Raw genomic sequence first — 22,882 nt, 5'->3', positions numbered from 1 at the left:
AGTGAACGCCGTACTGTTCGCGCTCATCTGAGCGGGGTTCATCACGATCTGATTTCAGCCACTGCGGAGGGGCTTGCCGGGAGCCCGTGTAATCGATTCCAATCCTCCGGAACACGTCGTTGTAAACGATTCCACAAGGAGGTGGAGCCGTCGATGGCGAGCATCAAGGACGTCGCCGCCGCGGCGGGTGTCTCCGTCGCCACGGTCTCGCGCGTGCTGAACGCTCATCCCTCGGTGAGCGCCGACGCGCGCTCCCGTGTGCTGGCCGCCGTGGCGGAGCTGGGCTACCGGCCCAACGCCGTGGCCCGTTCCCTGCGCACCGACCAGACCCACGCCCTCGGCCTGGTGATCGGCGATGTGCTCAACCCGTACTTCACCGAGCTGGCGCGCTCGGTGGAGGAGGCGGCCCGCGCGCTGGGGTACAGCGTGATCATCGGCAACGCCGACGAGCGCCCCGACCTCCAGGACCACCACGTCCGCACCCTGCTGGACCGCCGGATCGACGGCCTGCTGGTCTCGCCGGCCCCCGGCGACTCCCCGCTGCTGCTGGACGCGGCCCGCGCGGGCACCCCGGTGGTCTTCGTGGACCGCTGGATTCCGGGCGCCGAGGTCCCGGTGGTCCGGGCCGACGGACGGCGGGCGGTACGGGACCTGGTGGCGCATCTGCATCTGCTCGGGCACCGGCGGCTCGCCATCATCGCGGGCCCGGCCGGCACCACCACCGGCAGCGAGCGGGTGGCCGCCTTCCGGGACGCGCTGGCCGCGTACGGGCTGCCGCTCACCGACGAGCTGATCGGCCACGGCGACTTCCAGGCGGCCAGCGGACGGCGGGTCACCGAGGGCTTCCTCGACCTGCCCGAGCCTCCGCACGCGGTGTTCGCCGCCGACAACCTGATGGCGCTGGGCGCGCTGGACGCGATCCGGGCGCGCGGGCTGCGGATGCCGGACGACATCGCGCTGGCGGTGTTCGACGACATCCCGTGGTTCGTGCACACCGACCCGCCGATCACCGCCATCGCCCAGCCCACCGGCGAACTGGGCCGGGCCGCCGTGCGCGCCCTGGTCGACCGGATCGAGGGACGGACCGCGGAGTCCGTGACCCTCGACGCCCGGCTGGTGGTGCGCCGCTCGTGCGGCGCCCCGGCCCCCGTACTGATTCCTCCCACGTCCCCCATGCGAAGGAGCACCCCGGTGCAGAGGAGCACACCGTGAGCGATCCCGACGAACTGCTGCGCGTCGAGGGCATCCGCAAGGCATTCCCCGGTGTGGTCGCGCTGGACGGCGTCGACTTCGGCCTGCGCCGGGGCGAGGTCCATGTCCTGCTCGGCGAGAACGGCGCGGGCAAGTCCACGCTGATCAAGACCCTCTCCGGCGCCTGCCCGCCGGACTCCGGGCGCATCCTGGTCGACGGCGCCGAGGTCCGGGTGCGCTCCGCGCGGGACGCGGAGGCGCTCGGAATCGCCACGATCTACCAGGAGTTCAACCTGGTCCCCGATCTGACGGTGGCCGAGAACATCTTCCTGGGCCGCCAGCCGCGCCGGTTCGGCATGGTGGACCGGGGGCGGATGGAGGCGGACGCCGAGGCCCTGCTGAAGCGGGTCGGGCTGGACGTCCACCCGCGCACCCGGGTCCGTGAACTGGGCATCGCCCGGCTGCAGATGGTGGAGATCGCCAAGGCGCTCAGCCTGGACGCCCGTGTGCTGATCATGGACGAGCCGACCGCGGTGCTCACCTCCGAGGAGGTCGGCCGGCTGTTCACGCTGGTGCGCTCGCTGCGCGCGGACGGCGTCGGCATCGTGTTCATCACCCACCACCTGGACGAGATCGCCGCGCTCGGCGACCGGGTCACCGTGATCCGGGACGGCCGCAGCGTCGGCCAGGTCCCGGCGTCCACGCCCGAGGACGAGCTGGTCCGGCTGATGGTGGGCCGCTCCATCGAGCAGCAGTACCCGCGCGAACGCCCCGAGAGGGGCGAGCCGTTGCTCACCGTCGAGGGGCTGACCCGGGACGGCGTCTTCCACGACGTGAGCTTCGAGGTGCATGCCGGTGAGGTCGTCGGCATCGCCGGGCTGGTCGGCGCGGGCCGTACCGAGGTGGCGCGGGCGGTGTTCGGCGCCGACCCGTACGACGCGGGTTCGGTGACGGTGCGCGGCACCGCGCTGCGCCGGCACGACGTGGACGCGGCGCTGACCGCCGGGATCGGTCTGGTGCCCGAGGACCGCAAGGGCCAGGGCTTGGTGCTGGACGCCTCCGTGGCGGAGAACCTGGGCCTGGTCACCCTGCGTTCGGCGAGCCGGGGCGGGCTGGTGGACCGCAAGGGCCAGTACGCGGCGGCCGGGCGGATCGCCGAGCGGCTGAACGTGCGGATGGCGGGCCTCGGCCAGCACGCGCGCACCCTCTCCGGCGGCAACCAGCAGAAGGTCGTCATCGGCAAGTGGCTGCTGGCCGACGCGCGGGTGCTGATCCTCGACGAGCCGACGCGTGGCATCGACGTCGGCGCCAAGGTCGAGATCTACCAGCTCGTCAACGAACTCACCGCGGCCGGTGCCGCCGTCCTGATGATCTCCAGCGATCTGCCCGAGGTGCTCGGCATGAGCGACCGGGTGCTGGTGATGGCCCAGGGCCGGATCGCGGGCGAACTCGATGCCGCCGAGGCCACCCAGGACGCCGTCATGTCCCTCGCCGTGGGCACCCCCACGACCGACCCCTCGACCGACCCCAGTAGCGAAACGGAGGCCCCCGGTGGCCACTGACACCCTCAAGAGCCGGGCGGAATCCGGCAGTTCGACGGCGGGCGGCTTCGGCCGGCTGCTGCTCGACAACGGCGCGCTGACCGCGCTGATCGTCCTCGTCATAGCCCTGTCGGTGCTGTCGGGCGACTTCCTGACCACCGACAACCTGCTCAACATCGGTGTGCAGGCGGCCGTGACGGCGATCCTCGCCTTCGGTGTGACCTTCGTGATCGTCTCGGCGGGCATCGACCTGTCGGTGGGCTCGGTGGCCGCGCTGTCGGCGACCGTGCTGGCCTGGAGCGCCACCTCGCACGGCGTACCGGTCGCCCTCGCGGTGATCCTCGCGCTCGCCACGGGCATCGCGGCGGGCCTGGTCAACGGCTTCCTGACGGCGTACGGGAAGCTGCCGCCGTTCATCGCGACGCTGGCCATGCTGTCGGTGGCGCGCGGTCTGTCGCTGGTGATCTCCGGGGGCGTGCCGATCCCGTTCCCGGACTCCGTCTCCCACCTCGGGGACACCCTCGGCAACTGGCTGCCGGTTCCGGTGCTGGTCATGGTGGTGATGGGGCTGCTCGCGGCGTTCGTGCTGGGGCGGACCTACATCGGCCGGTCGATGTACGCGATCGGCGGCAACGAGGAGGCCGCGCGCCTGTCCGGCCTCAGGGTGAAGCGGCAGAAGCTCGCCGTGTACGCGCTGTCCGGCGTGTTCGCGGCCGTCGCCGGTGTGGTGCTCGCCTCCCGGCTCTCCTCGGCGCAGCCGCAGGCCGCCGACGGTTACGAGCTGGACGCCATCGCGGCCGTCGTCATCGGCGGTGCCTCGCTGGCGGGCGGCACCGGCAAGGCGTCGGGCACCCTGATCGGCGCGCTGATCCTGGCAGTGCTGCGCAACGGCCTCAACCTGCTCTCCGTCTCGGCGTTCTGGCAGCAGGTCGTGATCGGTGTCGTCATCGCGCTCGCCGTGCTGCTGGACACCGTGCGCCGCAAGGCGGGCGCGACCCCGGTGGCCGCCGGTACCGGCGGGAACCGGGGCAAGCAGGCGGCGACGTACGGGCTCGCGGCCGTGGTGACCGTGGCGATCGTCGGCGCGACCTCCTTCCTGCACAACGGCTCGGCCTCGGCCAATCCCAAGCTGGGTCTGTCCCTGTCGACGCTGAACAACCCGTTCTTCGTGCAGATCCGGGACGGCGCCCAGGCGGAGGCGAAGAAGCGGGGCGTGGACCTCACCGTCACCGACGCCCGGGACGACGCCTCCCAGCAGGCCGACCAGTTGCAGAACTTCACCAGCTCCGGCTACGGCGCGGTCATCGTCAACCCGGTGGACTCCGACGCGGCCGGCAACTCGGTGAAGGCCGCGGGCAAGGCCGGCATCCCGGTGATCGCCGTGGACCGGGGGGTCAACAAGGCGAAGGTGGCCGCGCTGGTCGCCTCCGACAACGTGGCGGGCGGCGAGCTGGCCGCGAAGACGGTCGCGGAGAAGCTCGGCGGCAAGGGCCGGATCGTCGTCCTCCAGGGCCAGGCGGGCACCTCCGCCGCGCGTGAGCGGGCCGAGGGCTTCGCCAAGGGGCTCAAGCAGTTCCCCGGCATCAAGGTGCTGGCCCAGCAGCCCGCCGACTTCGACCGGGCCAAGGGTCTGGACGTGATGTCCAACCTGCTCCAGGCCCACCCCGACGTGCAGGGTGTCATCGCGGCCAACGACGAGATGGCTCTCGGCGCGATCAAGGCGCTCGGCTCCAAGGCGGGCAAGTCCGTGCAGGTCGTCGGCTTCGACGGCACCCCGGACGGACTGAAGGCGGTCAAGGACGGCAGTCTGTACGCGTCGGTGGCGCAGCAGCCGACCCAGCTCGGCCGGATCGCCGTCACCAACGCCCTTAAGGCGCTGGACGGCGGCAAGGTCGCCCCGATGGTGAAGGTGCCGGTGAAGGTCGTCACCCGCGAGAACGTGGCCGGCTTCACCGGCTGACCGCGCCTCATATCTCTGTAGGGAGCCTTGATGTACGACTACGACCTGCTGGTCGTGGGGTCCGCCAACGCCGATCTGGTGGTCGGCGTGGAGCGGCGGCCGGGTGCCGGGGAGACGGTGCTCGGCGGTGACCTGGCCGTCCACCCGGGCGGCAAGGGCGCCAACCAGGCGGTCGCCGCCGCCCGCCTCGGCGCCCGTACGGCGCTGCTGGCGCGGGTCGGCGACGACGGCCACGGCAAGCTGCTGCGGGACTCGCTCCGCTCGGCCGGCGTGGACACGGCGGCCGTGCTGACCGGCGGGGCGCCGACCGGGGTCGCGCTGATCACCGTCGACCCGTCCGGGGACAACAGCATCGTGGTCTCCCCCGGTGCCAACGCCCGTCTCACCGAGGGTGATGTGCGGGCGGAGGTGCTGGGCGCGGCGCGGGTGGTGTCGGCGCAGTTGGAGATCCCGCCGGCGACGGTGGCGGCCGTGGTGCGGGCGCTGCCCGAGGGCACCCGGTTCGTGCTGAACCCGTCCCCGCCGCGCCCGCTGCCCGCCGAGGTGCTGGCCGCCTGCGATCCGCTGGTGGTCAACGAGCACGAGGCGCGGGTGCTGCTGGGCGACGGCGAGACCGGCGGGACCGGTGACGACCCGGCCGGCTGGGCCCGGCGTCTGCTGGCCCTGGGCCCGCGTTCGGTGGTGGTGACGCTGGGCGCGAAGGGCGCGCTGGTGTGCGACGCCTCGGGCGTACGGGCGGTGCCGTCGGTGGCGGTGGACGCCGTGGACACCACGGGTGCGGGGGACGCGTTCACGGCCGCGCTGGCCTGGCGGCTGGGCGCGGGCGAGGAGCTGTCGGTGGCGGCGGCGTACGCGGCCCGCGTGGGCGCGGCGGCGGTGACCCGGCGCGGGGCGCAGGAGTCGTACCCGACGGCGGCGGAAGTGGCGGCGCTGGACGCCTGAGATATTTCGAGGGGGCGTCCCCGGTCATATCGACCGGGGACGCCCCCTCGCTTTCCCCCTACGTGCCGGAGCTTCGCAATCCCCCCACGGAATCCCCCCCGAAGCCCTGACGCGTAGTACGACACGGGATGGCGGCGAAGGGTTGCACGCCCGCTGAAGATTTTTTTCGCGGGCTCCTAGGCCGTGTCCGGAAAGTCGTTGAGCCAGAGGCGGAGGCAGGCGAGGGTGACCATGGCCTGGTAGTGGATGGCTCGTTTGTCGTAGCGCGTGGCCAGGGCCCGGTTCTGCTTGAGGCGGCTGAAGCAGCGCTCGATGACGTTGCGCCGCCGGTAAGCGGTTTTGTCGAGGAGGCAGCGGCTTCCGCCGCGGCGGATGCGTCCGTTGATCTGGTCGATCCGCTCAGGGATGGCCGCCTTGATGCCGCGGCGTCGCAGGTAGGCGCGGATCTTGCGGGCCGAGTAGCCCTTGTCCGCGACGACGCGGTCCGGCCGGGTCCGGGGCCTGCCCGGCCCCGGCCGCGCGACCTTGATCTGGTCCATGACCGGTTCGAGCTGGGTGCAGTCGTTCACGTTCCCGCCCGTCAGCGTGAACGTGAGGGGCCGGCCCCGGCCGTCGCAGGCCAGGTGGATCTTGCTGGTCAGCCCGCCCCGCGACCGGCCGAGCGCCTCGCCCTTCCAGGGCCCCCTTTTCGGGCTCCGGCGGCGTGCTGATGAGCCCGGACCGTGGTCGAGTCCACGCAGACGACTGTCCAGTCAACCTGCCCGATGGCGTCGCAGTGCTGCTGGACGTGGGCCAGCAGGCGGTCCCAGGTGCCGTCGGCGGACCAGTGCCGGAAGCGTTCGTAGACCGTCTTCCAGGGCCCGTACCGCTCGGGCAGGTCACGCCAGGCAGCCCCGGTGGACAGCTTCCACAAAATCCCGTTCACCACCTGGCGCCGGTCCCGGACAGGTCTGCCCATCCGGCCCGGCACCAGCAACGGAGCAATCAACTCCCACGACGCATCAGTCAGTTCATGCCTACGCGCCACGAACAGAGCAACGAGCCATCGACTTTCCGGACACGGCCTAGTAGCTCAGTCCGTGCCCGAGGGGATACAGCTCCTTCGCCGGGTCGTCCGCCCGCGCGACCGGCACCGGGAGCTTGCCGCGCGGCTTCACCCGGCCCGCGATCACCCGTGCGGCGGCGCGGAGTTCGACGTCGGTCCAGCAGTAGGCGGCCAGGTGCGCCTTGACCTCGGTGAGCTGGGCGACGTCGTACGGGTTGCGGATCGCCAGCGCGACGACCGGACGTCCGGTGGCCAACAGCCGTTGTACCAGCGTGCGTTGGGAGCTGGACGCCGTGACGTTGTACGTGGCCACGATCACCGCGTCTGCGTCCTGGGCGGCGGCGACCGCCTTGGTGATGGCGTCCGCGGTGGGTGCGGTGCCGGTGGACAACGCCGTTGCGGTGAAGCCGAGTTCGGTCAGCGCGGCGGCCAGGACGCCGGTGGGCGGCCCGGTGGTGCCGGAGGGGGAGGCCGGGTCGGCGCCGACGACCAGGATCTTCGGCTGCCTGCGCCGGTCCAGCGGGAGCAGCCGGCCCTCGTTGGCCAGCAGGGTGGTGGTGCGGTCGGCGATGTGGTCGGCGGCGGCGAGGTGCTGCTTGTTGCCGACGGTCCGGTCGACGCCCGCACGGGTGACGCGGGTGTCCTGGAAGAGGCCGAGCCTGGCCTTCATGCGCAGGATGCGGAGAACCGATTCCTCCACGCGGGCCTCGGTCAGCTCGCCGTTGCGCACGGCGGCCAGCACCGCGTTGTAGGCCACGTCCATCGAGGGCGGGTTGAGCAGTTGGTCCACCCCGGCCTTGAGCGCGAGCACCGGTACCCGGTCGTCGCCGTACTTGGTGCGGACGCCCTCCATGCCGAGGGAGTCGGTGATGACCACGCCGTCGTAGCCGAGTTCGCCACGCAGGATGCCGGTGACGATCGGGTGGGAGAGGGTGGCGGGGTCGCCGGAGGGGTCGAGCGCGGGGAACTGGATGTGCGCGGTCATCACCGAGTCGATGCCCGCGGCGACGGCGGCCCGGAACGGCACCGCGTCCAGCGTGTCCCACTGCTCCCGGCTGTGCGTGATGACGGGGAAGCCGGTGTGGCTGTCGACGGCGGTGTCGCCGTGGCCCGGGAAGTGCTTGGCGGTGGCCGCGACCCCGGCCGCCTGATAGCCCTTGACCTCGGCCGCGACCAGGGCACCGACCAGGGCGGGGTCGGCGCCGAAGGACCGTACGCCGATGACCGGGTTGGCCGGGTTGACGTTGACGTCGGCGTCGGGCGCGTAGTCCTGGTTGACGCCCATCGCGCGCAGTTCGGTGCCGGAGATGCGGCCGGTGGTGCGGACGTCGGTGCGGGAGCGGCCGGCGGCGAGGGCCATGGCGCCGGGGAGCAGGGTGGCGGGCTTGCCGATCCGGCAGACGGCGCCGTGCTCCTGGTCGGTGGCGATGAGCATGGGCAGGCCGCGCGGCCGGGTCAGGGAGGAGCGCTGGATGCCGTTGGAGAGGTCGGCGATCTGGTGCGGGTCGCGGGTGTTGTGCGCCCAGGTGAAGTAGATGATGCCGCCGACCCGGTAGCGCTCGATCAGCTCGTCGGCGGTGCGGACGCCGAGTTCCGTCATATTGGCGTCGATGTCCGCCTGGTCGGGGGCGGTGGCGGAGTGGCCGTAGATCCGGGAGACGAAGAGCTGGCCGACCTTCTCCTCCAGCGTCATCCGGGCGATGACCGCGCGCAGCGCCGCGTCGTTCGGGGCGGCGGCGTGGGCCGTGCCGGAGGCGGCGGGGACGGCGAGGGCTGCGCCGAGGCCGGCCGCGCTCGCGAACAGGGACCGTCTGGAGGGTCCCGAGGTGTTTCCCGTGCTTCCCGTGCTGGTGTGGTGCACGTGCGCCCCTTCCGAAGGAGAGAACCGCTGAAGGAAACTTTCGGAAGTCACCAATATCCGGGAAGTTTCTTTCCGTCAAGGGAACTCACGGGGCATCACCCCCCGCGGCCGGAAACGGCGAAGGGGGCGCCGGTGAAGAACCGGCGCCCCCTCCCCCGCCTGCCTTACGGGCGCAGCGCGGGCTCGCGCTCCACGTCCCGTACGTCCAGCCTGCCGTCGAACCGGGCCAGCGGCTTGGCCGCCGACGGGTCGGCCTGGACCGCCGGGGACGCCACCCCGGCCCACTTGAGGATGCGGGCGGTGGCGAAGGCCCGCTCGTCGGCGACGAGCCCGGCGACGTTCGCGCCGTGGTTCATGCCGGGCGCGGTGAACACGTAGGAGTCACGGGCGCCCGTGCCGGGGCGGAACCGCTCCGAGCCCCACGGGTCGTTCTGCCCGTACACCCAGAGCATGTGCCGGGCGTCGTGCCGGACCCAGTTGTCCACGTCCCGCATGGCGCCCTGCTGGAAGCGCATCGGGATGGAGCGGGGCACGAAGTTGCGCGGCGGCTGGTAGCCGTAGCGGATCAGCTTCCGCTCGATGTGCGGGAAGTGGATGGTGGGCGCGCCGAGCTGGGTGCCCGCCTGGTAGTAGTACGGCGTGTACTGCTCGAGGCCCTGGTCGGTGTAGGCGGAGAAGCCGGAGATGGTGTCGACCGAGTCCCAGATCGCGTCGTCGGTCGCGGTGGCCGCGCCGGACGGGACGGAGTCGCAGTCGGCGAGGCCGCTGTACTGCCAGAAGCCCCACACGTAGTCCAGGACGACGGCCTCGTACGCCTTGTCCAGGGAGCCGATGGTGGTGAAGGTGTAGCCGTTGTCGGCGGCGTACGCCGCGTACCGCTGCTCCAGCGGCTTGCGGCGGACCAGTGCCTCGCGCTGGACGGCGTTCAGCTTGTCGCGGCACTCCTTGGTGCCGACGCGCTCGAAGAAGCGGTCGTAGGCCGAATCCTCGTCGTTCACCACGTCGTTGGGGGCGACGTAGGCGACCACGCCGTCCATGTCACGGGGGTAGAAGCGCTCGTAGTAGGTGGCCGTCATGCCGCCCTTGGAGCCGCCGGTGGCCAGCCAGTTGGCGGAGTACAGCGGCTTCAGCGCCTGGTAGACGGCGTGCTGGTCGCTCGCCGCCTGCCAGATGTCCAGCTTGGACCAGTCGGCCGGGGCCGGGCGGGACGGCGTGAAGAAGCGGTACTCCAGCGAGACCTGGTTGCCGTCCACGATCTGGGTGGGCTCGCGGCGGGACGGCGTGGTGGAGACGTTGTAGCCGCCGGTGTAGAAGACGGTCGGGCGGCTGGTGTCCTTGTGCAGCACGGTGATCCGCTGCTGGAAGGTGCCCCGGTCCGGGTGCCGGTGGTCGACCGGCTGGGTGAAGTTCAGGACGAAGTAGCGGTAGCCGGTGTACGGCTTCTCCTCCACCAGGCTGATGCCGGGTATCGCCAGCAGCCGGTCCTTGATGTCCGTGGGTGCCGGCGGTGCGGTGGTGGCCGCCCCCGCTGTGCCCGCCGTGCCCAGTGTGCCGATGAGCACCGTGAGCGCCAGCAGCCATCTCAGCGCCTTGCGCATGCGCACTCTCCCCTGTGAGACAGATGTCCGCCGGAAGCTATCCGAGCAACTGCCTTCACACCAGAGGGGATTGGCCGGATCGCGCGATCAGCACAGAATCCAGCCGGAGGCGACGGTGCCCCGGCCGGCCGCTCCGCGCACCTTGACGCACCGGTGCCCGGCGTGGACGGTCACCGGTCCGGCGTGGTGCCGGTAGCGGCCCCGGTCGGTCACCGGCCGGTTGCCGCGCGCCTGCACGCTGACCAGGAGGATGCCGGAGCCGGGCTTCTTGGCGACGGTGGTCGCGCACACGTAGCCGTTGCTCCGGTACAGGTGGACGGTGCCGGTGGGGAAGGGCAGCGTGCGCACCTCGCGTCCCGCGCACTGCCCACTGGCCGCCGCCTCGGCGGTGCCGGGGGCCGCGAGGGCGAACATCCCGGACAGGGACAGCGCGGCCGCGCCGAGTGCCGCCCACCGCCGTATCGCCCCACCGTCCACCGCTCGTCCTTCCCCGCCCCATGGGCACACTTTTGCGATCTACGCACTGATGTACGGACGCTTCGGATGCGCCGGATGGTTGCGCGGACCCCGGCGCTCGCACTCCTCAGGCGTCTCCTCAGGAGGTGACGCCGACTGGCTCCTCCGGCTCGGACTGGCCGATGAAGGTGCGCCACATGGCGGCGTACCGGCCGTCGCGGGCGAGGAGGTCGGTGTGGTGGCCGTCCTCCACGATCCGGCCGTGCTCCATCACCACGACCCGGTCGGCGCGCGCGGCCGTGGTCAGCCGGTGGGCCACCACCAGGGTGGTCCGGCGGCCCGCGAGCCGGTCGGTGGCGTGGTTGACCTGCGCCTCGGTGGCCAGGTCCAGCGCGGCCGTCGCCTCGTCCAGCAGCAGCACGTCGGGGTCGACCAGCTCGGCGCGGGCCAGCGCGATGAGCTGGCGCTGCCCGGCCGAGAGGTTCCGGCCGCGCTCGGCGACCTCGTGCAGATAGCCGCCGTCCAGCGTGGCGATCATCTCGTGCGCGCCGACCGCCCGCGCCGCCGCCTCCACCTCGGCGTCGGTGGCGTCGGGCCGCCCGTACGCGATGGCGTCCCGGACCGTGCCGGCGAACAGGTACGCCTCCTGCGGCACCACCCCGAGCCGGTGCCGGTACGAGGTGAGGTCGAGCGCGCGCAGATCCGTGCCGTCGGCGGTGACCCGGCCCGAGGTGGGGTCGTAGAACCGCGCCACCAGCTTGACCAGGGTCGACTTGCCCGCGCCGGTCTCGCCGACGAACGCCACGGTCTGCCCGGCCGGGATGGCGAGGTCGATCCCGGTGAGCGCCTCCTCCTCGTCGCCGTACGCGAACGTCACGCCCTCGAAGGCGATGTCGCCGCGCAGCGAGAGCACCTCCAGCGGGGCGTCGGCGGCCCCGGTGGACGCCGGTTCGCGCAGCAGCTCCTGGATGCGGCCGAGCGAGACGGTGGCCTGCTGGTAGCCGTCGAAGACCTGGGACAACTGCTGCACCGGGGCGAAGAACAGGTCGATGTAGAGCAGGTAGGCGACCAGCGCGCCCGTGGTCAGCGTGGCCGCCTCCACCCGCCCGGCGCCCGAGATCAGCACGGCGGCGGCCGCCACCGAGGAGAGGAGCTGGACGAACGGGAAGTAGATCGAGATCAGCCACTGGCCCCGGATGCGGGCCTGCCGGTAGGCGGCGCTGCGCTCGGCGAACCGGCGCCCGCCGTCCCGCTCGCGGCGGAACGCCTGCACGATCCTCAGGCCCGCCACCGACTCCTGGAGGTCGGCGTTGACCACCGACACCCGCTCCCGCGCCAGCTCGTACGCCTTCACGCTGGCCCGGCGGAAGAAGAAGGTGGCGAGGATCAGCGGGGGCAGCGTGGCGAACACGACCAGCGCGAGCTGGATGTCCAGCACCAGCAGGGCGCCCATGATGCCGAAGAAGGTGACGACCGAGACGAACGCGGTGACCAGGCCGGTCTGCAGGAAGGTGGACAGCGCGTCCACGTCCGTGGTCATCCGGGTCATGATCCGGCCGGTCAGCTCGCGCTCGTAGTAGTCCAGGCCGAGCCGCTGGAGCTGGGTGAAGATCTTCAGCCGCAGCGCGTACAGCACGCGTTCGCCGGTGCGGCCGGTCATCCGGGTCTCGCCGTACTGCGCGGTCCACTGCACCAGCACGGTGAGCAGGCCGAGCAGCGAGGCCGCCCAGACCGCGCCGAGGGCGGTACGGGTCACGCCCTCGTCGATGCCGTGCCGGATCAGCACCGGCAGCAGCAGGCCGGAGCCCGCGTCGACGGCGACCAGCGCCAGGCTGATCAGCAGGGGGCGCCCGAAGCCGTGCAGCAGGCGGCGCAGCCCGTAGGAGTCCTCGGCCCGGACCGCGCGGGCCTCGTCCACGTCCGGGGTGTCGGTGGCCGGGGGCAGCGCCTCGACCTGGGCGAGCAGCTCGGGGGTGGCCGGGGTGCCGGAGAGGGTCTCCTCCCTCGGTGTGCGGTCGCCGGTCCACAGCCGGGGGGTGACCCCGCGCTCGGCGTCGAACTCGGCGTCCAGCTCCTCGCGGAGCGTCGTGTCCTCGGCCCGCTCGGCCGGGCGGGCGTGGCCCGGCGAGGGAGCGCCCAGTTCGTCGGGGTCGGTGAGCAGCCTGCGGTAGAGCGGACAGCGCTCCTGGAGTTCCTCGTCGGTGCCGAGGTCGACCAGCCGGCCGCCGTCCAGCACGGCGATGCGGTCGGCGAGGCTCAGGGTGGAGCGGCGGTGCGCGATGAGCAGGGTGGTGCGGCCCGCCATGACGTGGGCCAGCGCCTCGTGGATCTCGTGCTCGACCCGTACGTCCACCGCCGAGGTGGCGTCGTCCAGCACCAGCAGGCGGGGGTCGGTGAGCAGGGCGCGGGCGAGCGCGAGGCGCTGGCGCTGGCCGCCGGAGAGGGTCAGGCCGTGCTCGCCGACCTTGGTGTCGTACCCCTCGGGCAGCTCGCGGACGAACCGGTCGGCCTGGGCGGCGCGGGCGGCGGCCTCGATCTCGTCCTGGGTGGCGTCGGGGCGGCCGTAGGCGATGTTCTCGCGGACGGTGGCGGAGAACAGGAAGGAGTCCTCCGGGACCAGGCCGATCGCGGCGCGCAGCGAGTCCAGCGTCAGCTCGCGCACGTCGTGGCCGCCGACCAGGACGGCGCCGTGGGTCACGTCGTAGAAGCGCGGCAGCAGCAGGGAGAGGGTGGACTTGCCGGAGCCGGAGGAGCCGACCACGGCCAGGGTCTCGCCGGGGCGGATCTCCAGGCTGAGCCCGTCGAGCACCGGGCGCGCGGGGTCGTAGCCGAAGGAGACGTCGTCGAACTCGACGGAGGCGGGGGCGTCGGCGGGGAGTGTCTTGGTGCCGTCCTTCAGGGACGGCTCGGTGTCGATCAGCTCCAGCACACGTTCGGTGCCCGCGCGGGCCTGCTGGCCGATGGTGAGGACCACGGCGAGCATCCGCACCGGGCCGACCAACTGGGCGAGGTAGGTGGAGAAGGCGACGAAGGTGCCCAGCGTGATGTGCCCGCGCACCGCGAGCCAGCCGCCGAGGGCCAGCATCGCGACCTGGCCGAGCGCCGGGACGGCCTGGAGGGCGGGGGTGTACTTGCTGTTCAGCCGGATGGTGCGCAGCCGCCCCGCGAACAGCCTGCGGCCGACCTCGCGCAGCTTCCCGGTCTCCTGCTCCTCCTGCCCGAACCCCTTCACCACGCGTACGCCGCTCACCGCGCCGTCGACCACGCCCGCGACGGCGGCGGCCTGGGCCTGGGCGTACCAGGTGGCGGGGTGCAGCCGGGTCCGGCTGCGGCGGGCGATCCAGCCGAGCGCGGGGGCGACGGCCAGCGCGACCAGGGTCAGCGGGAGCGAGAGCCAGGCCATGATGCCGAGCGAGATCAGGAAGAGCAGGACGTTCCCGATGGTCATCGGGAGCATGAACAGCAGGCCCTGGATGAGCTGGAGGTCGCTGGTGGCGCGGCCGACGACCTGCCCGGTGGACAGCTCGTCCTGGCGGCGGCCGTCGAGCCGGGTGATCGTGTCGTACATCCCGGTGCGCAGGTCGTACTGGACGTCCAGGGCGAGCCGGCCACCGTAGTAGCGGCGGACGTAGGTGAGGACGTAGATCAGCACGGCGGCGGCGATCAGGGCACCGGCCCAGGGGGCCATGTCGCGGGTGTGGTCGCCGATCACGTCGTCGATGATCACCTTGGTGATCAGCGGGACCACGGCCATGACGGCCATTCCGCCCAGGGAGGCGCCCAGCGCCAGGACGACGTCCTTCGGATGGCGCCAGGCGTATCCCGCCAGCCGTCGCGCCCATCCTCGTTGCGGTCCCACGCGGGTGTCCTCCGTCGCTCTGCCTGATCTTCCGTGAGGCACAAACACGGGGGTGCAGGGGGGTATTCCGGGCAGACGTGCGCCGCCCGGCGGGCGGGGCGTCCGGGTTTGTGCTGGAATGCGTCGCGTCGTACGGACTCTGCGCTGGAGGCGGTCATGGACAAGGGCAACATCGACGTGCCGGACGCGGCCGACCTGGACGCGGCGGCGCGGCGCTACTGCGCGTCGGAGGGGTGGTCGCTCCCGGACGGCAGCTATCCGGTGCGGCCGGCGGATCTGCACGGCGCCGAGGATCTGCGCCGGGCGATCCACGCGGTGGGGCGGGGGCGGCGCGATCCGCACGACACGATCCGGCGGCATGTGGAGGAGCGGGCGGGGGCGCTGGGGCTGACGGCGGAGATTCCCTCGGACTGGAACGCGGACGGCAGTCTCAGTTGAGGCGCACGCGGAGGCGGTAGAGGCGGGTCGTCTGGGCCGGGTTCTGGTTGTCGTCGCTGACGAGGAGCACCTTGAGGCTCTGTTGGTGACCTGTGACCGCCATTCCCTCGATGTTGTCCAGCAGCGGGTTGGGCTGGGGCTGGCGGGCGGTCGCGCCGAGGGAGGGGCAGTCGGCGAGGTCGGCCAGCCGGGTCTTGCGCATCGGGCGTACGCCGGGCTGCCCGGTGAGGTGCTCGATGCGGGACGTGTCGGTGGCGTGGCGGGGGTCGGCGAGGCTGAGGTGGACGGTGTTGCCGACGCCCGCCTCGAAGCCGCGCTCCAGGACGAGGAGGCTTCCGTCGGGGGTGGCCTGCACCTCGGGGACGCCCAGGGCGGAGTCGTCGGTGCGGTACGCGTACTGCGCGCCGAGCCGGAAGCGGCCGTGGTCCCGCGTCCAGGTCTGGAAGCGGACGGTTCCTGGGGTGTCGCCGGTGAGGGCGTATTCCATGGAGGCGAGGAGGGTTTTGCCGCCGGGGAGGAGGGTGAGGCCCTCGAAGGTCTGGTTGGGGGTGGCGCGGCCGGCGGGGGTGACGTGGAGGTCCGGCGGGACGGGGAGCTGCTCCAGGAGCGTGCCCTCGCGGGAGTAGCGGCGTACGGAGGGCTCGGTCTCGGAGGTGACCAGTCTGGTGCCGTCCCGGTCGATGACGAGTCCCTCGGAGTCGAGGTCGCCGGGGAGGGTCACGGCCCCGGTCGGCCCTTTCGCGTCCAAGCGGAACAGGGTGGACCGGTCGGAGAGGGCGGCGAGGCTCCCGTCGCGGTCGACAGCGAGGGCGGAGAGGTTGCCTACGTAGGTGCCGTCGTAGGTGGTCTTGTCGAGGGCGTCGGAGAAGCTGTCGATGGCGACGGAGGCCGAACACGCCCTTGGGTGAGGGGCGTTGGCGTTGGCGGTGCCGGTTGCGGCGAGGGTGGCGGCGGCGAGGGCCGCGAGCACGGTGCGCATGCCGGTCACCGTAGGGCGTGCACGGTGACCGGCGGGAGGGGTCAGCCCTGCGGCGGGGTCGCGACGAACGCCTCGCGGGGGGTGCTGGTGGGGACGTAGACGGCGGACTTGGACGCGGTCGGAACGAGGTCCTTGTGGACGGCCTTGGCGACGTTCTGGATGGTGGTGACGCCGTAGTCCATCGTGCTGTTGTCCTGGGTCAGCACGGTGATCGTGTAGTCGTGGCCGCCGCCGTTGAAGGTGCCGAGGCTGTGGACGCGCCAGCCGTGCGTGGAGCGCTGGAGCCAGCCGTTCTTGACGTGCACGGCGACGGTGGAGGGGGCGCCGGCGGGGGTGCCCCAGCGCTGGGACGAGACGACCTTGCCCATCAACTTCGATATGTACGCACGGGAGTTGTCGCTCAGCACGGAGTTCTTGGCGGTGATGAGCTTCAGCAGCTTCTGCTCGTCGGTGACGTTGATCTGGGTCAGGCCCCAGTACCCGTTCGCGCCCGGCGTCGTCTTCGTCATCCCGGCGGCCTTGAGGAAGCCCTTGACCTTCGTCACGCCGAGCTGCTTCCACAGTTTGCTGGTCGCGGTGTTGTCCGACTTCGTGATCATCGCGGTGGCGAGCGAGGTCTCGGTGCTGGTCAGGTACCGGTTGTGCTTCTTCGCGTCCCACAACAGGGTGGCCAGCACGGTGACCTTGACGGTACTGGCGGAGTCGTAAGAACTGGTCGCCCGCCGTGTGCACGTCGTCTTCGTCCCCGCCTCGTACACCCCGACCGCCACACTCCCCTTCCGCTTGGCGACCGCGGCCCCGATGTCCTTACTGAGCTTCGCCGCGAGCCCAGCCTTGGCGGAGGTACAACTGACCGCGGGGGCGGCGGATGCGGGGCCGGCCCCGAGAACGGGCACGAGCAGCGCCCCTCCGACCACAGCAGCGAGCGCTCCCTTACGGGCGCGGGGTGATATCCGGTGCGTCATGCACGGATTGACTGTTGGGGAGGGGGGAGGGTTGCACGGGTGTTCGTGGAGATATGGGGGGTGACGCCTCCGTTCAACGTGATCATGACCCGATCTTTGCCGCCTCTTGACGTTCTCTTCGATTGCAAACCGCCGCCCCCACTAGGGTCGTTGGGTTGGTGCGTCGACGGAGGGGACGAGAGCGGCACATGGGCGACCAGGGCAGCGACGGCAAGATACTCGACATCAAGATCGCCGATCTGAAGAAGACGGCGCCGCGTTTCCAGACGCACAGCCATGACCTCGCCAAGGCCCTCACCAAGCTGAAGACCGCGCTCGGCGAAGCGGGTTCACCGTGGGGTGACGACGAGCAGGGCGAAGCGTTCCACAAGGCGTACGGGCCGGTCGTGAAGAAGATCGAGCACGCCGCGTCCATCCTCTCCGACGGCATGGCGAGCATCCACGAAGCGATGAGCGACATGGCGGACAGCCACATCGACAATGAGGAACTCATCCGCTCGATGTTCAGCAAGGTCGGCGCGAAGGGCGAGGGACGGTCCGAGTGAGCGCGGCGGACAAGGCCAGGGAGATCATCCAGGATCTCACCGGCATGTGGTGGCCGGACGCCGACGAGGACGGCCTGCGCGACGCGGCCAAGGCATGGCGTGCCTTCGCCGACGACCTGGAGGACGTGGCCGCCGCCGCCAACAAGTCGGCGCACGGCATCATCGCGAACAATACGGGCGAGGCGATATCCGCCTTCGACGACCCGTTCTGGCGGCGCTACTACCACGACGGCCACGGCTGGCTGAAGGACCTGATCGACGGCGCCCGGGACATGGCCAAGGCGCTCGACAAGTACGCCGACGCCGTCCACAAGGCAGTCAAGCACCTGGAACACGAACTGGAGATCGTCGGCGCGACGATCGTCGCGGGCACCGCGCTGGCCATCTTCACCGCCGGTATCTCCGAGGCCGCCGCCGCGGCGGCCACCGCCACCATCGTCGAACTCGCCGGCACCCTGGGTGTCGCGGTGTCCACCGAGGTCGCCGCGATCGCGGGCACCACCCTGGCCACCGCCGCGATCGGCGGCATCGAGTCCGTCACCGTCGACCTGGCCGTGGCCCAGCCCGTCGCCATCTCCACCGGAGAGAGCGAGGGGTTCAGCCTCGACGAGGCGAGCGACTCCGCGCTGTACGGAATGGCCTTCGGCGGCGCTCTCGGCGGTGGCGGGGCGCTCGCCCGGTCCGCCGGTGAGGCGGGTGGCATGGGCGCCCTGTTCGACGGGGTCTCCGTCCCCGGCGTTCGCGTGCTGCCCACCGAACTCGACGGCGCCGGTGCGGGGTTGCGGGGCGGAGGCAAGAGCGCGCCGGGCGACACGCGCAGCGCCGCTCGTCAGGCTGCCGACAAGGACCCGGAGGGCGCGGCGGAGCACCCCGGGAACAAGGTCCAGGACGACAACACCGACCCGATCGACCTGGTCACCGGCAAGATGTATCTGCCGCAGACCGACCTCACGCTGCCCGGCACACTGCCGCTGGTCTTCACCCGGCGTGTGGAGTCGGGCTACCGCCTGGGCCGCTGGTTCGGACCGTCCTGGGCCTCCACTCTCGACCAGCATCTGGCCGTCGACGCCGAGGGGATCGTCTTCGTCACCGAGGACGGCCTGCTCCTGAGCTACCCCCACCCGAGCCCCGGCGCACCGTCGCTGCCCGGCCATGGCAGCCGACGCTGGCCACTGGACCGCGTGGACGGCGGCTACACCGTCACCGACCCCCGCTCCGGCCGCGTGTGGCACTTCGCCGACCAGGGCGACGAACGGGCCGTGATCGAGCAGATCGACGACCGCAACGGCAACTGGATCACTTTCGAATACGACGCCGAGGGCACGCCGCTCGCGATCGCCTCGTCCGGCGGCCACCGGCTGAAGGTCACGGCGGGCGGAGGCAGGGTCACGGCCCTGCACCTCGCGGGCGCGGCCCCAAACGGCACGGACCAGGAGATCAAGCGCTACGGCTACTCCCCCGAGGGCCACCTGACCGAGGTCGTCAACTCCTCGGGCCTGCCCCTCCGGTTCGCCTACGACGAGGCGGCCCGGGTCACCTCCTGGACCGACACCAACGACCGCTCGTACACCTACGTCTACGACGACCGGGACCGCTGCGTCGCGGAGGGCGGCTCGCACGGCCACATGGTCCTGCGCCTGTCGTACGACGAGACCGATCCGGCGACCGGCCACCGCGTCACCACCACCGTGACCGGCGAGGGCCACACCCGCCGCTATCTCATCGACGCCCACGGCCAGGTCGTCACGGAGATCGACCCGCTCGGCGCGGCGACCCACTTCACCCGTGACCGCCACAACCGTCTGCTCTCGGTGACCGACCCGCTCGGTCACACCACACGCCGCCGCTACGACGAGGCGGGCAACCTGGTCGCGGTCGTACGGCCCGACGACCGCGAAGCCCGCGCCGAGTACGACGACCACGGCCTGCCGACCCGGATCACCGGCACCGACGGCATCACCCGGCACCGCACCTACGACGCACGGGGCAACCGCACCTCGGTGACGGACCCCGCGGCCGGGACGACCCGCTTCACCTACACGGACTCCGGCCAACTCGCGTCCGTGACCGATCCGCTCGGTCACACCACGACCGTCCGCTGCGACCGCGCGGGCCTGCCGGTCGAGGTCACCGATCCGCTCGGCGCGACCACCCGCTACACCCGCGACGCCTTCGGTCGCCCCGTCGCGATCACCGACCCCACCGGGGCGACCACGCGCCTGGAATGGACCGTGGAGGGCCACCTCGCCGGCCGGACGGCCCCGGACGGCACGACGGAGTCCTGGACCTACGACGGCGAGGGCAACCGCGTCACCCACACCGACCCCCTGGGCGGCGTCTCGCACTTCGAGTACACCCACTTCGACCTGCTGACGGCCCGCACGGGGCCGGACGGGGTGCGGTACGAGTTCGACCACGACATGGAGCTACGCCTGACCCGGGTCACCAACCCGCAGGGCTTGACGTGGGACTACTCGTACGACGCGGTCGGGCGGCTGGTGTCGGAGGTGGACTTCGACGACCGGGCGCTGCGTTACGCGTACGACGCGGCGGGTCGTCTCACTGCCCGAACGGACGCGCTGGGCACACGGATCGCCTTCGAACGCGACACCCTCGGCCGGGTCACCGCGAAGGACGCGGCGGGCGCGATCACGACGTACGCCTACGACCTCACCGATCAACTCGCCCAGGCCACCGGCCCGGACGGCATCACGGTCGAGCTGCTCCGCGACCGCTACGGCCGTCTGCGCTCGGAGACGGTGGATGGCCGGACGGTCACGTACACCCATGACACGCTGGGCCGCCGCACCGGCCGCACCACACCCAGGGGCGCCGCGACCACGTGGTCGTACGACGCCGTCGGCCGCCGGAGTGGCATGGTGGCTGCGGGCCGGGCAATCGACTTCACGTACGACGAGGCCGGCCGGGAGCTGTCCCGCCGGGTGGGTACGACGCTCGCGCTGGACAACTCCTTCGACGTGCTGGGCCGCCTGACCACCCAGTCCGTGACGAGCGCCGGCGGGGAGACGATCCAGCACCGGGCATACACCTACCGCTCCGACGGCAACGTCATCGGCATCGACGACCTCCTCTCCGGCTCCCGCCGCTTCGACCTGGACGCGACGGGCCGGGTGACGGCGGTCCACGCGTCCGGCTGGGCGGAGCGGTACGCCTACGACGAGGCGGGCAATCAGACCGAGGCGTCCTGGCCCGCCGACCACCCCGGCTCGTGGGCCATCGGCCCTCGGGACTACACCGGCACCCGCATCACCCGCGCGGGCGGTGTCCGTTACGAACACGACGCGCTCGGCCGCATCGTGCTCCGCCAGAAAACGCGCCTGTCCCGCAAGCCGGACACCTGGCGCTACACCTGGGACACCGACGACCGCCTCACCTCGGTCACCACGCCCGACGGCACCCTATGGCGCTACACCTATGACCCGCTGGGCCGCCGCACCGCCAAAACGCGCCTGGACGCCGACGGCGAGACGGTCCTCGAAGAGGTGACCTTCACCTGGGACGGCACCACCCTCTGCGAGCAGACCACCACCTCGGCGGACCTCCCGAACCCGGTCAGCCTCACCTGGGACCACCAGGGCCTCCGCCCCGTGTCCCAGACCGAGCGCGTCACCACAGCGGAGGCCCCCGAAGCCGAGATCGACTCCCGCTTCTTCGCCATCGTCACCGACCTGATCGGCACCCCGAACGAACTGGTCGACGAACAGGGTGAGATCGCCTGGCGCACTCGCAGCACGCTGTGGGGTACGACGGCGTGGACGGCGAACAGCACGGCTTACACGCCGTTGCGTTTCCCGGGGCAGTATTTCGACCCCGAAACGGGACTGCACTACAACTACTTCCGGCATTACGACCCGGAGACAGCACGGTATCTCAGCCCTGACCCACTCGGCCTCACCCCGGCACCCAATCCCTCGACCTACGTCCCCAATCCTTTTCTGTGGACGGACTTCCTGGGACTGGCGCCCGACTACGTCCCGGTCTACCGGACCCCGAAGGGGGCTCATGCGGAATACGAACTCTCGAACGGCCCGAATCCCGCGAACCATCAACCAGGTGTGGACATAGGCGGCGGAATCCTCTCCGACGGCAAAATTTACTTCGGTGAACGATCCGTCGCAGCCGAATACGCCGGACCGACTGGCGTCAACTTCGCGAAGGGAATGGTCAAGTACGATATGCACCCATCCTTCCTGGAAGAATTCGGCGAACATGCAAAGGTGCACGACTATAATGGCCCCCAAGGAGCACCGCGCCTAGAATTTGAGATTCCGGTGGACAGACTGGACCGATTCAATGAGCTCACCTTGGGGCGAAGCTGGATTTCTATTTTCGGAGGGCCGGAGTGACATTCCGCAATCATCAGGAACTCGACGTGACCGTGGTGGCCGTTGCGCCCGTAGGGGCGCAAGTGAACGTCGACGGAGAGAGCGGATTCATCGACCAGGTGAAACACCCATCCTGGTGGGATCAGAACGCCGCACCGCCCCAGGTGGGAGATGTGCTGCATGTTGTCGTCCTGGACGCCGGTCGACAGCCTCCCCGACTCAGTGCGCTGCAGCGGGACATCGACATCGCGCGGCGGCTACGACAAGCCGACGCGTGAACCGGAGCCCGGCACGGCGTAGGGCCTGTCGAGGCTCTGGAGTACGCGGAGCGCCCGTTCCGAGGCCGAGCCTGCCTCCGCCGTGTACGTGATCAGGCGCTGACCCACAGGGGACGGGAGGGTCAGGGTTTCGAAGGTCAGGTCGAAGGGGCCCGCCGTCGGGTGGTGCAGGTGTTTCACGCCCGAGGTGCACGTGCGGACCGGGTGGCGTTTCCAGAGGGTTGTGAACTCGTCCGAGTGGATCGTCAGTTGGCCCACCAGGTCCGTCAGGCGTTGGTCGTGGGGGTGGTTCGCCGTCACTTGGCGGAGGGAGGCGACCGCCAGAACCGCTTCCGTGGGCCAGTCGCGGTACAGGGCGCGGTAGTCGGGGTCCAGGAAGAGCATGCGGGTCAGGTTGGGGCGGGTGGCGGCCGACTCCGGGGCGTCGGTGGGGAGGTGGGGGGCCAGGAGGGTGTGGCCGGGGGTGTTCCAGGCCAGGATGTCGTTGCGGCGGTCCAGGGCCAGGGCGGGGACGCCGGGCATCGCGGACAGCAACTGGCGTACCGACGGGCTCGCGTGTTCCGGGCGGGACGGGGTCGGACGGTGGGACGGGCGGGCCAGGGCGCGCAGGTGGGCCGTCTCGTCGTCGGTGAGGCGGAGGGTGCGGGCGATGGCTGTGAGGACGGAGTCCGAGGCGCCGGCCGCGCGGCCCTGTTCCAGGCGGGTGTAGTGGGTGACGCTGACGCCGGACAGCATGGCCAGTTCCTCGCGGCGCAGGCCGCGCACCCGGCGCCGGGTCGGGAGCGGGGTGAGGCCCACCTCCTCCGGACGCAGCGCCGCACGGCGGGACTTGAGGAACTCGCCCAGGTCGGACGGAACGTCCATCGCTGCCTCCTGAA

15 protein-coding genes and 1 pseudogene are annotated in these 22,882 nt (G+C 71.4%); 8 read left to right on the top strand and 8 right to left on the bottom strand.

The window, feature by feature from the left end; translation table 11 throughout:
- The first annotated feature begins 153 nt into the window (after positions 1 to 153).
- From E5083_RS28860 to E5083_RS28845, 4 genes are read left to right on the top strand one after another with little or no spacing between them, the layout of a single operon-like run.
- A complete protein-coding gene (locus E5083_RS28860; RefSeq protein WP_135788622.1) occupies positions 154 to 1,212 on the top strand; it encodes a LacI family DNA-binding transcriptional regulator in 1,059 nt (352 codons plus the stop codon).
- Positions 1,209 to 2,753 carry a sugar ABC transporter ATP-binding protein gene (locus tag E5083_RS28855; RefSeq protein ID WP_135788621.1) on the top strand — a complete coding sequence of 515 codons (1,545 nt, stop codon included), beginning with the start codon at positions 1,209 to 1,211 and terminating at the stop codon, positions 2,751 to 2,753. The genes E5083_RS28860 and E5083_RS28855 overlap by 4 nt, the downstream gene beginning before the upstream one ends.
- Positions 2,743 to 4,692, top strand: coding sequence for an ABC transporter permease/substrate-binding protein (locus tag E5083_RS28850; protein WP_135788620.1), 1,950 nt, complete (start codon positions 2,743 to 2,745; stop codon positions 4,690 to 4,692). The genes E5083_RS28855 and E5083_RS28850 overlap by 11 nt, the downstream gene beginning before the upstream one ends.
- A gap of 30 nt (positions 4,693 to 4,722) precedes the next feature.
- Positions 4,723 to 5,634 carry a ribokinase gene (locus E5083_RS28845; protein ID WP_135788619.1) on the top strand — a complete coding sequence of 304 codons (912 nt, stop codon included), beginning with the start codon at positions 4,723 to 4,725 and terminating at the stop codon, positions 5,632 to 5,634.
- A 176-nt stretch (positions 5,635 to 5,810) separates the two neighbouring features.
- On the opposite strand, the pseudogene E5083_RS28840 reads toward E5083_RS28845, so the two are convergent.
- The 5 genes and pseudogenes from E5083_RS28840 to E5083_RS28820 form a co-directional block, all read right to left on the bottom strand.
- Positions 5,811 to 6,592: pseudogene (locus E5083_RS28840) on the bottom strand (IS5 family transposase).
- A 106-nt stretch (positions 6,593 to 6,698) separates the two neighbouring features.
- A complete protein-coding gene (locus tag E5083_RS28835; RefSeq protein WP_135788618.1) occupies positions 6,699 to 8,540 on the bottom strand; it encodes a glycoside hydrolase family 3 protein in 1,842 nt (613 codons plus the stop codon).
- 164 nt (positions 8,541 to 8,704) lie between these two features.
- Positions 8,705 to 10,138, bottom strand: a complete 1,434-nt coding sequence (locus E5083_RS28830) for a S28 family serine protease (RefSeq protein WP_135788617.1) — start codon at positions 10,136 to 10,138, stop codon at positions 8,705 to 8,707.
- Between the two features lie 87 nt (positions 10,139 to 10,225).
- Positions 10,226 to 10,615: a hypothetical protein gene (locus E5083_RS28825; RefSeq protein ID WP_135788616.1), complete on the bottom strand. Its 390-nt coding sequence runs from the start codon at positions 10,613 to 10,615 to the stop codon at positions 10,226 to 10,228.
- A gap of 118 nt (positions 10,616 to 10,733) precedes the next feature.
- Entirely contained in the window at positions 10,734 to 14,453 is a 3,720-nt protein-coding gene (locus E5083_RS28820; protein WP_135788615.1) for an ABC transporter ATP-binding protein, read from the bottom strand.
- Positions 14,454 to 14,609: 156 nt separating this feature from the next.
- Here E5083_RS28820 and E5083_RS28815 point away from each other — a divergent pair, with 156 nt between their 5' ends.
- Positions 14,610 to 14,891 (top strand): hypothetical protein, encoded by a 282-nt coding sequence (locus tag E5083_RS28815; protein ID WP_135788614.1) that lies wholly within the window; start codon positions 14,610 to 14,612, stop codon positions 14,889 to 14,891.
- On the opposite strand, the gene E5083_RS28810 is transcribed toward E5083_RS28815, so the two are convergent.
- Both E5083_RS28810 and E5083_RS28805 read right to left on the bottom strand, forming a co-directional pair.
- The gene (locus tag E5083_RS28810; RefSeq protein ID WP_135788613.1) at positions 14,884 to 15,870 is read right to left on the bottom strand and encodes an esterase-like activity of phytase family protein; all 987 of its coding nucleotides are present in this window, start codon (positions 15,868 to 15,870) and stop codon (positions 14,884 to 14,886) included. The genes E5083_RS28815 and E5083_RS28810 overlap by 8 nt on opposite strands.
- A gap of 41 nt (positions 15,871 to 15,911) precedes the next feature.
- Positions 15,912 to 16,835, bottom strand: a complete 924-nt coding sequence (locus E5083_RS28805) for a serine hydrolase (protein ID WP_135788612.1) — start codon at positions 16,833 to 16,835, stop codon at positions 15,912 to 15,914.
- A 188-nt stretch (positions 16,836 to 17,023) separates the two neighbouring features.
- On the opposite strand from E5083_RS28805, the gene E5083_RS28800 reads away from it, so the two are divergent.
- From E5083_RS28800 to E5083_RS28790, 3 genes are read left to right on the top strand one after another with little or no spacing between them, the layout of a single operon-like run.
- On the top strand, positions 17,024 to 17,380 hold the full coding sequence (locus E5083_RS28800; protein ID WP_135788611.1) for a WXG100 family type VII secretion target: 357 nt from the start codon (positions 17,024 to 17,026) through the stop codon (positions 17,378 to 17,380).
- Entirely contained in the window at positions 17,377 to 21,747 is a 4,371-nt protein-coding gene (locus E5083_RS28795) for a DUF6531 domain-containing protein (RefSeq protein ID WP_244317685.1), read from the top strand. Before E5083_RS28800 ends, E5083_RS28795 begins: the two co-directional genes overlap by 4 nt.
- Entirely contained in the window at positions 21,744 to 22,004 is a 261-nt protein-coding gene (locus E5083_RS28790) for a hypothetical protein (protein WP_135788610.1), read from the top strand. Before E5083_RS28795 ends, E5083_RS28790 begins: the two co-directional genes overlap by 4 nt.
- Here E5083_RS28790 and E5083_RS28785 read toward each other — a convergent pair.
- A complete protein-coding gene (locus E5083_RS28785; RefSeq protein WP_135788609.1) occupies positions 21,984 to 22,868 on the bottom strand; it encodes a helix-turn-helix transcriptional regulator in 885 nt (294 codons plus the stop codon). The two genes, E5083_RS28790 and E5083_RS28785, sit on opposite strands and share 21 nt — an antisense overlap.
- Positions 22,869 to 22,882: the final 14 nt, after the last annotated feature.

The organism is Streptomyces bauhiniae (genome assembly GCF_004784475.1).
GTDB lineage: Bacteria > Actinomycetota > Actinomycetes > Streptomycetales > Streptomycetaceae > Streptomyces > Streptomyces seoulensis.
The sequence above is the reverse complement of the archived record's forward strand: the minus strand, read 5'-3'. Positions and strand labels throughout refer to the sequence as shown.

Bases quoted from the DNA above. Each gene is read 5' to 3' on its own strand.
- E5083_RS28860 (WP_135788622.1), top strand. From the start codon at position 154: ATGGCGAGCATCAAGGACGTCGCCGCCGCGGCGGGTGTCTCCGTCGCC.
- E5083_RS28845 (WP_135788619.1), top strand. From the start codon at position 4,723: ATGTACGACTACGACCTGCTGGTCGTGGGGTCCGCCAACGCCGATCTG.
- E5083_RS28830 (WP_135788617.1), bottom strand. From the start codon at position 10,138: ATGCGCAAGGCGCTGAGATGGCTGCTGGCGCTCACGGTGCTCATCGGC.
- E5083_RS28815 (WP_135788614.1), top strand. From the start codon at position 14,610: ATGGACAAGGGCAACATCGACGTGCCGGACGCGGCCGACCTGGACGCG.
- E5083_RS28810 (WP_135788613.1), bottom strand. From the start codon at position 15,870: ATGCGCACCGTGCTCGCGGCCCTCGCCGCCGCCACCCTCGCCGCAACC.
- E5083_RS28805 (WP_135788612.1), bottom strand. From the start codon at position 16,835: ATGACGCACCGGATATCACCCCGCGCCCGTAAGGGAGCGCTCGCTGCT.
- E5083_RS28800 (WP_135788611.1), top strand. From the start codon at position 17,024: ATGGGCGACCAGGGCAGCGACGGCAAGATACTCGACATCAAGATCGCC.
- E5083_RS28785 (WP_135788609.1), bottom strand. From the start codon at position 22,868: ATGGACGTTCCGTCCGACCTGGGCGAGTTCCTCAAGTCCCGCCGTGCG.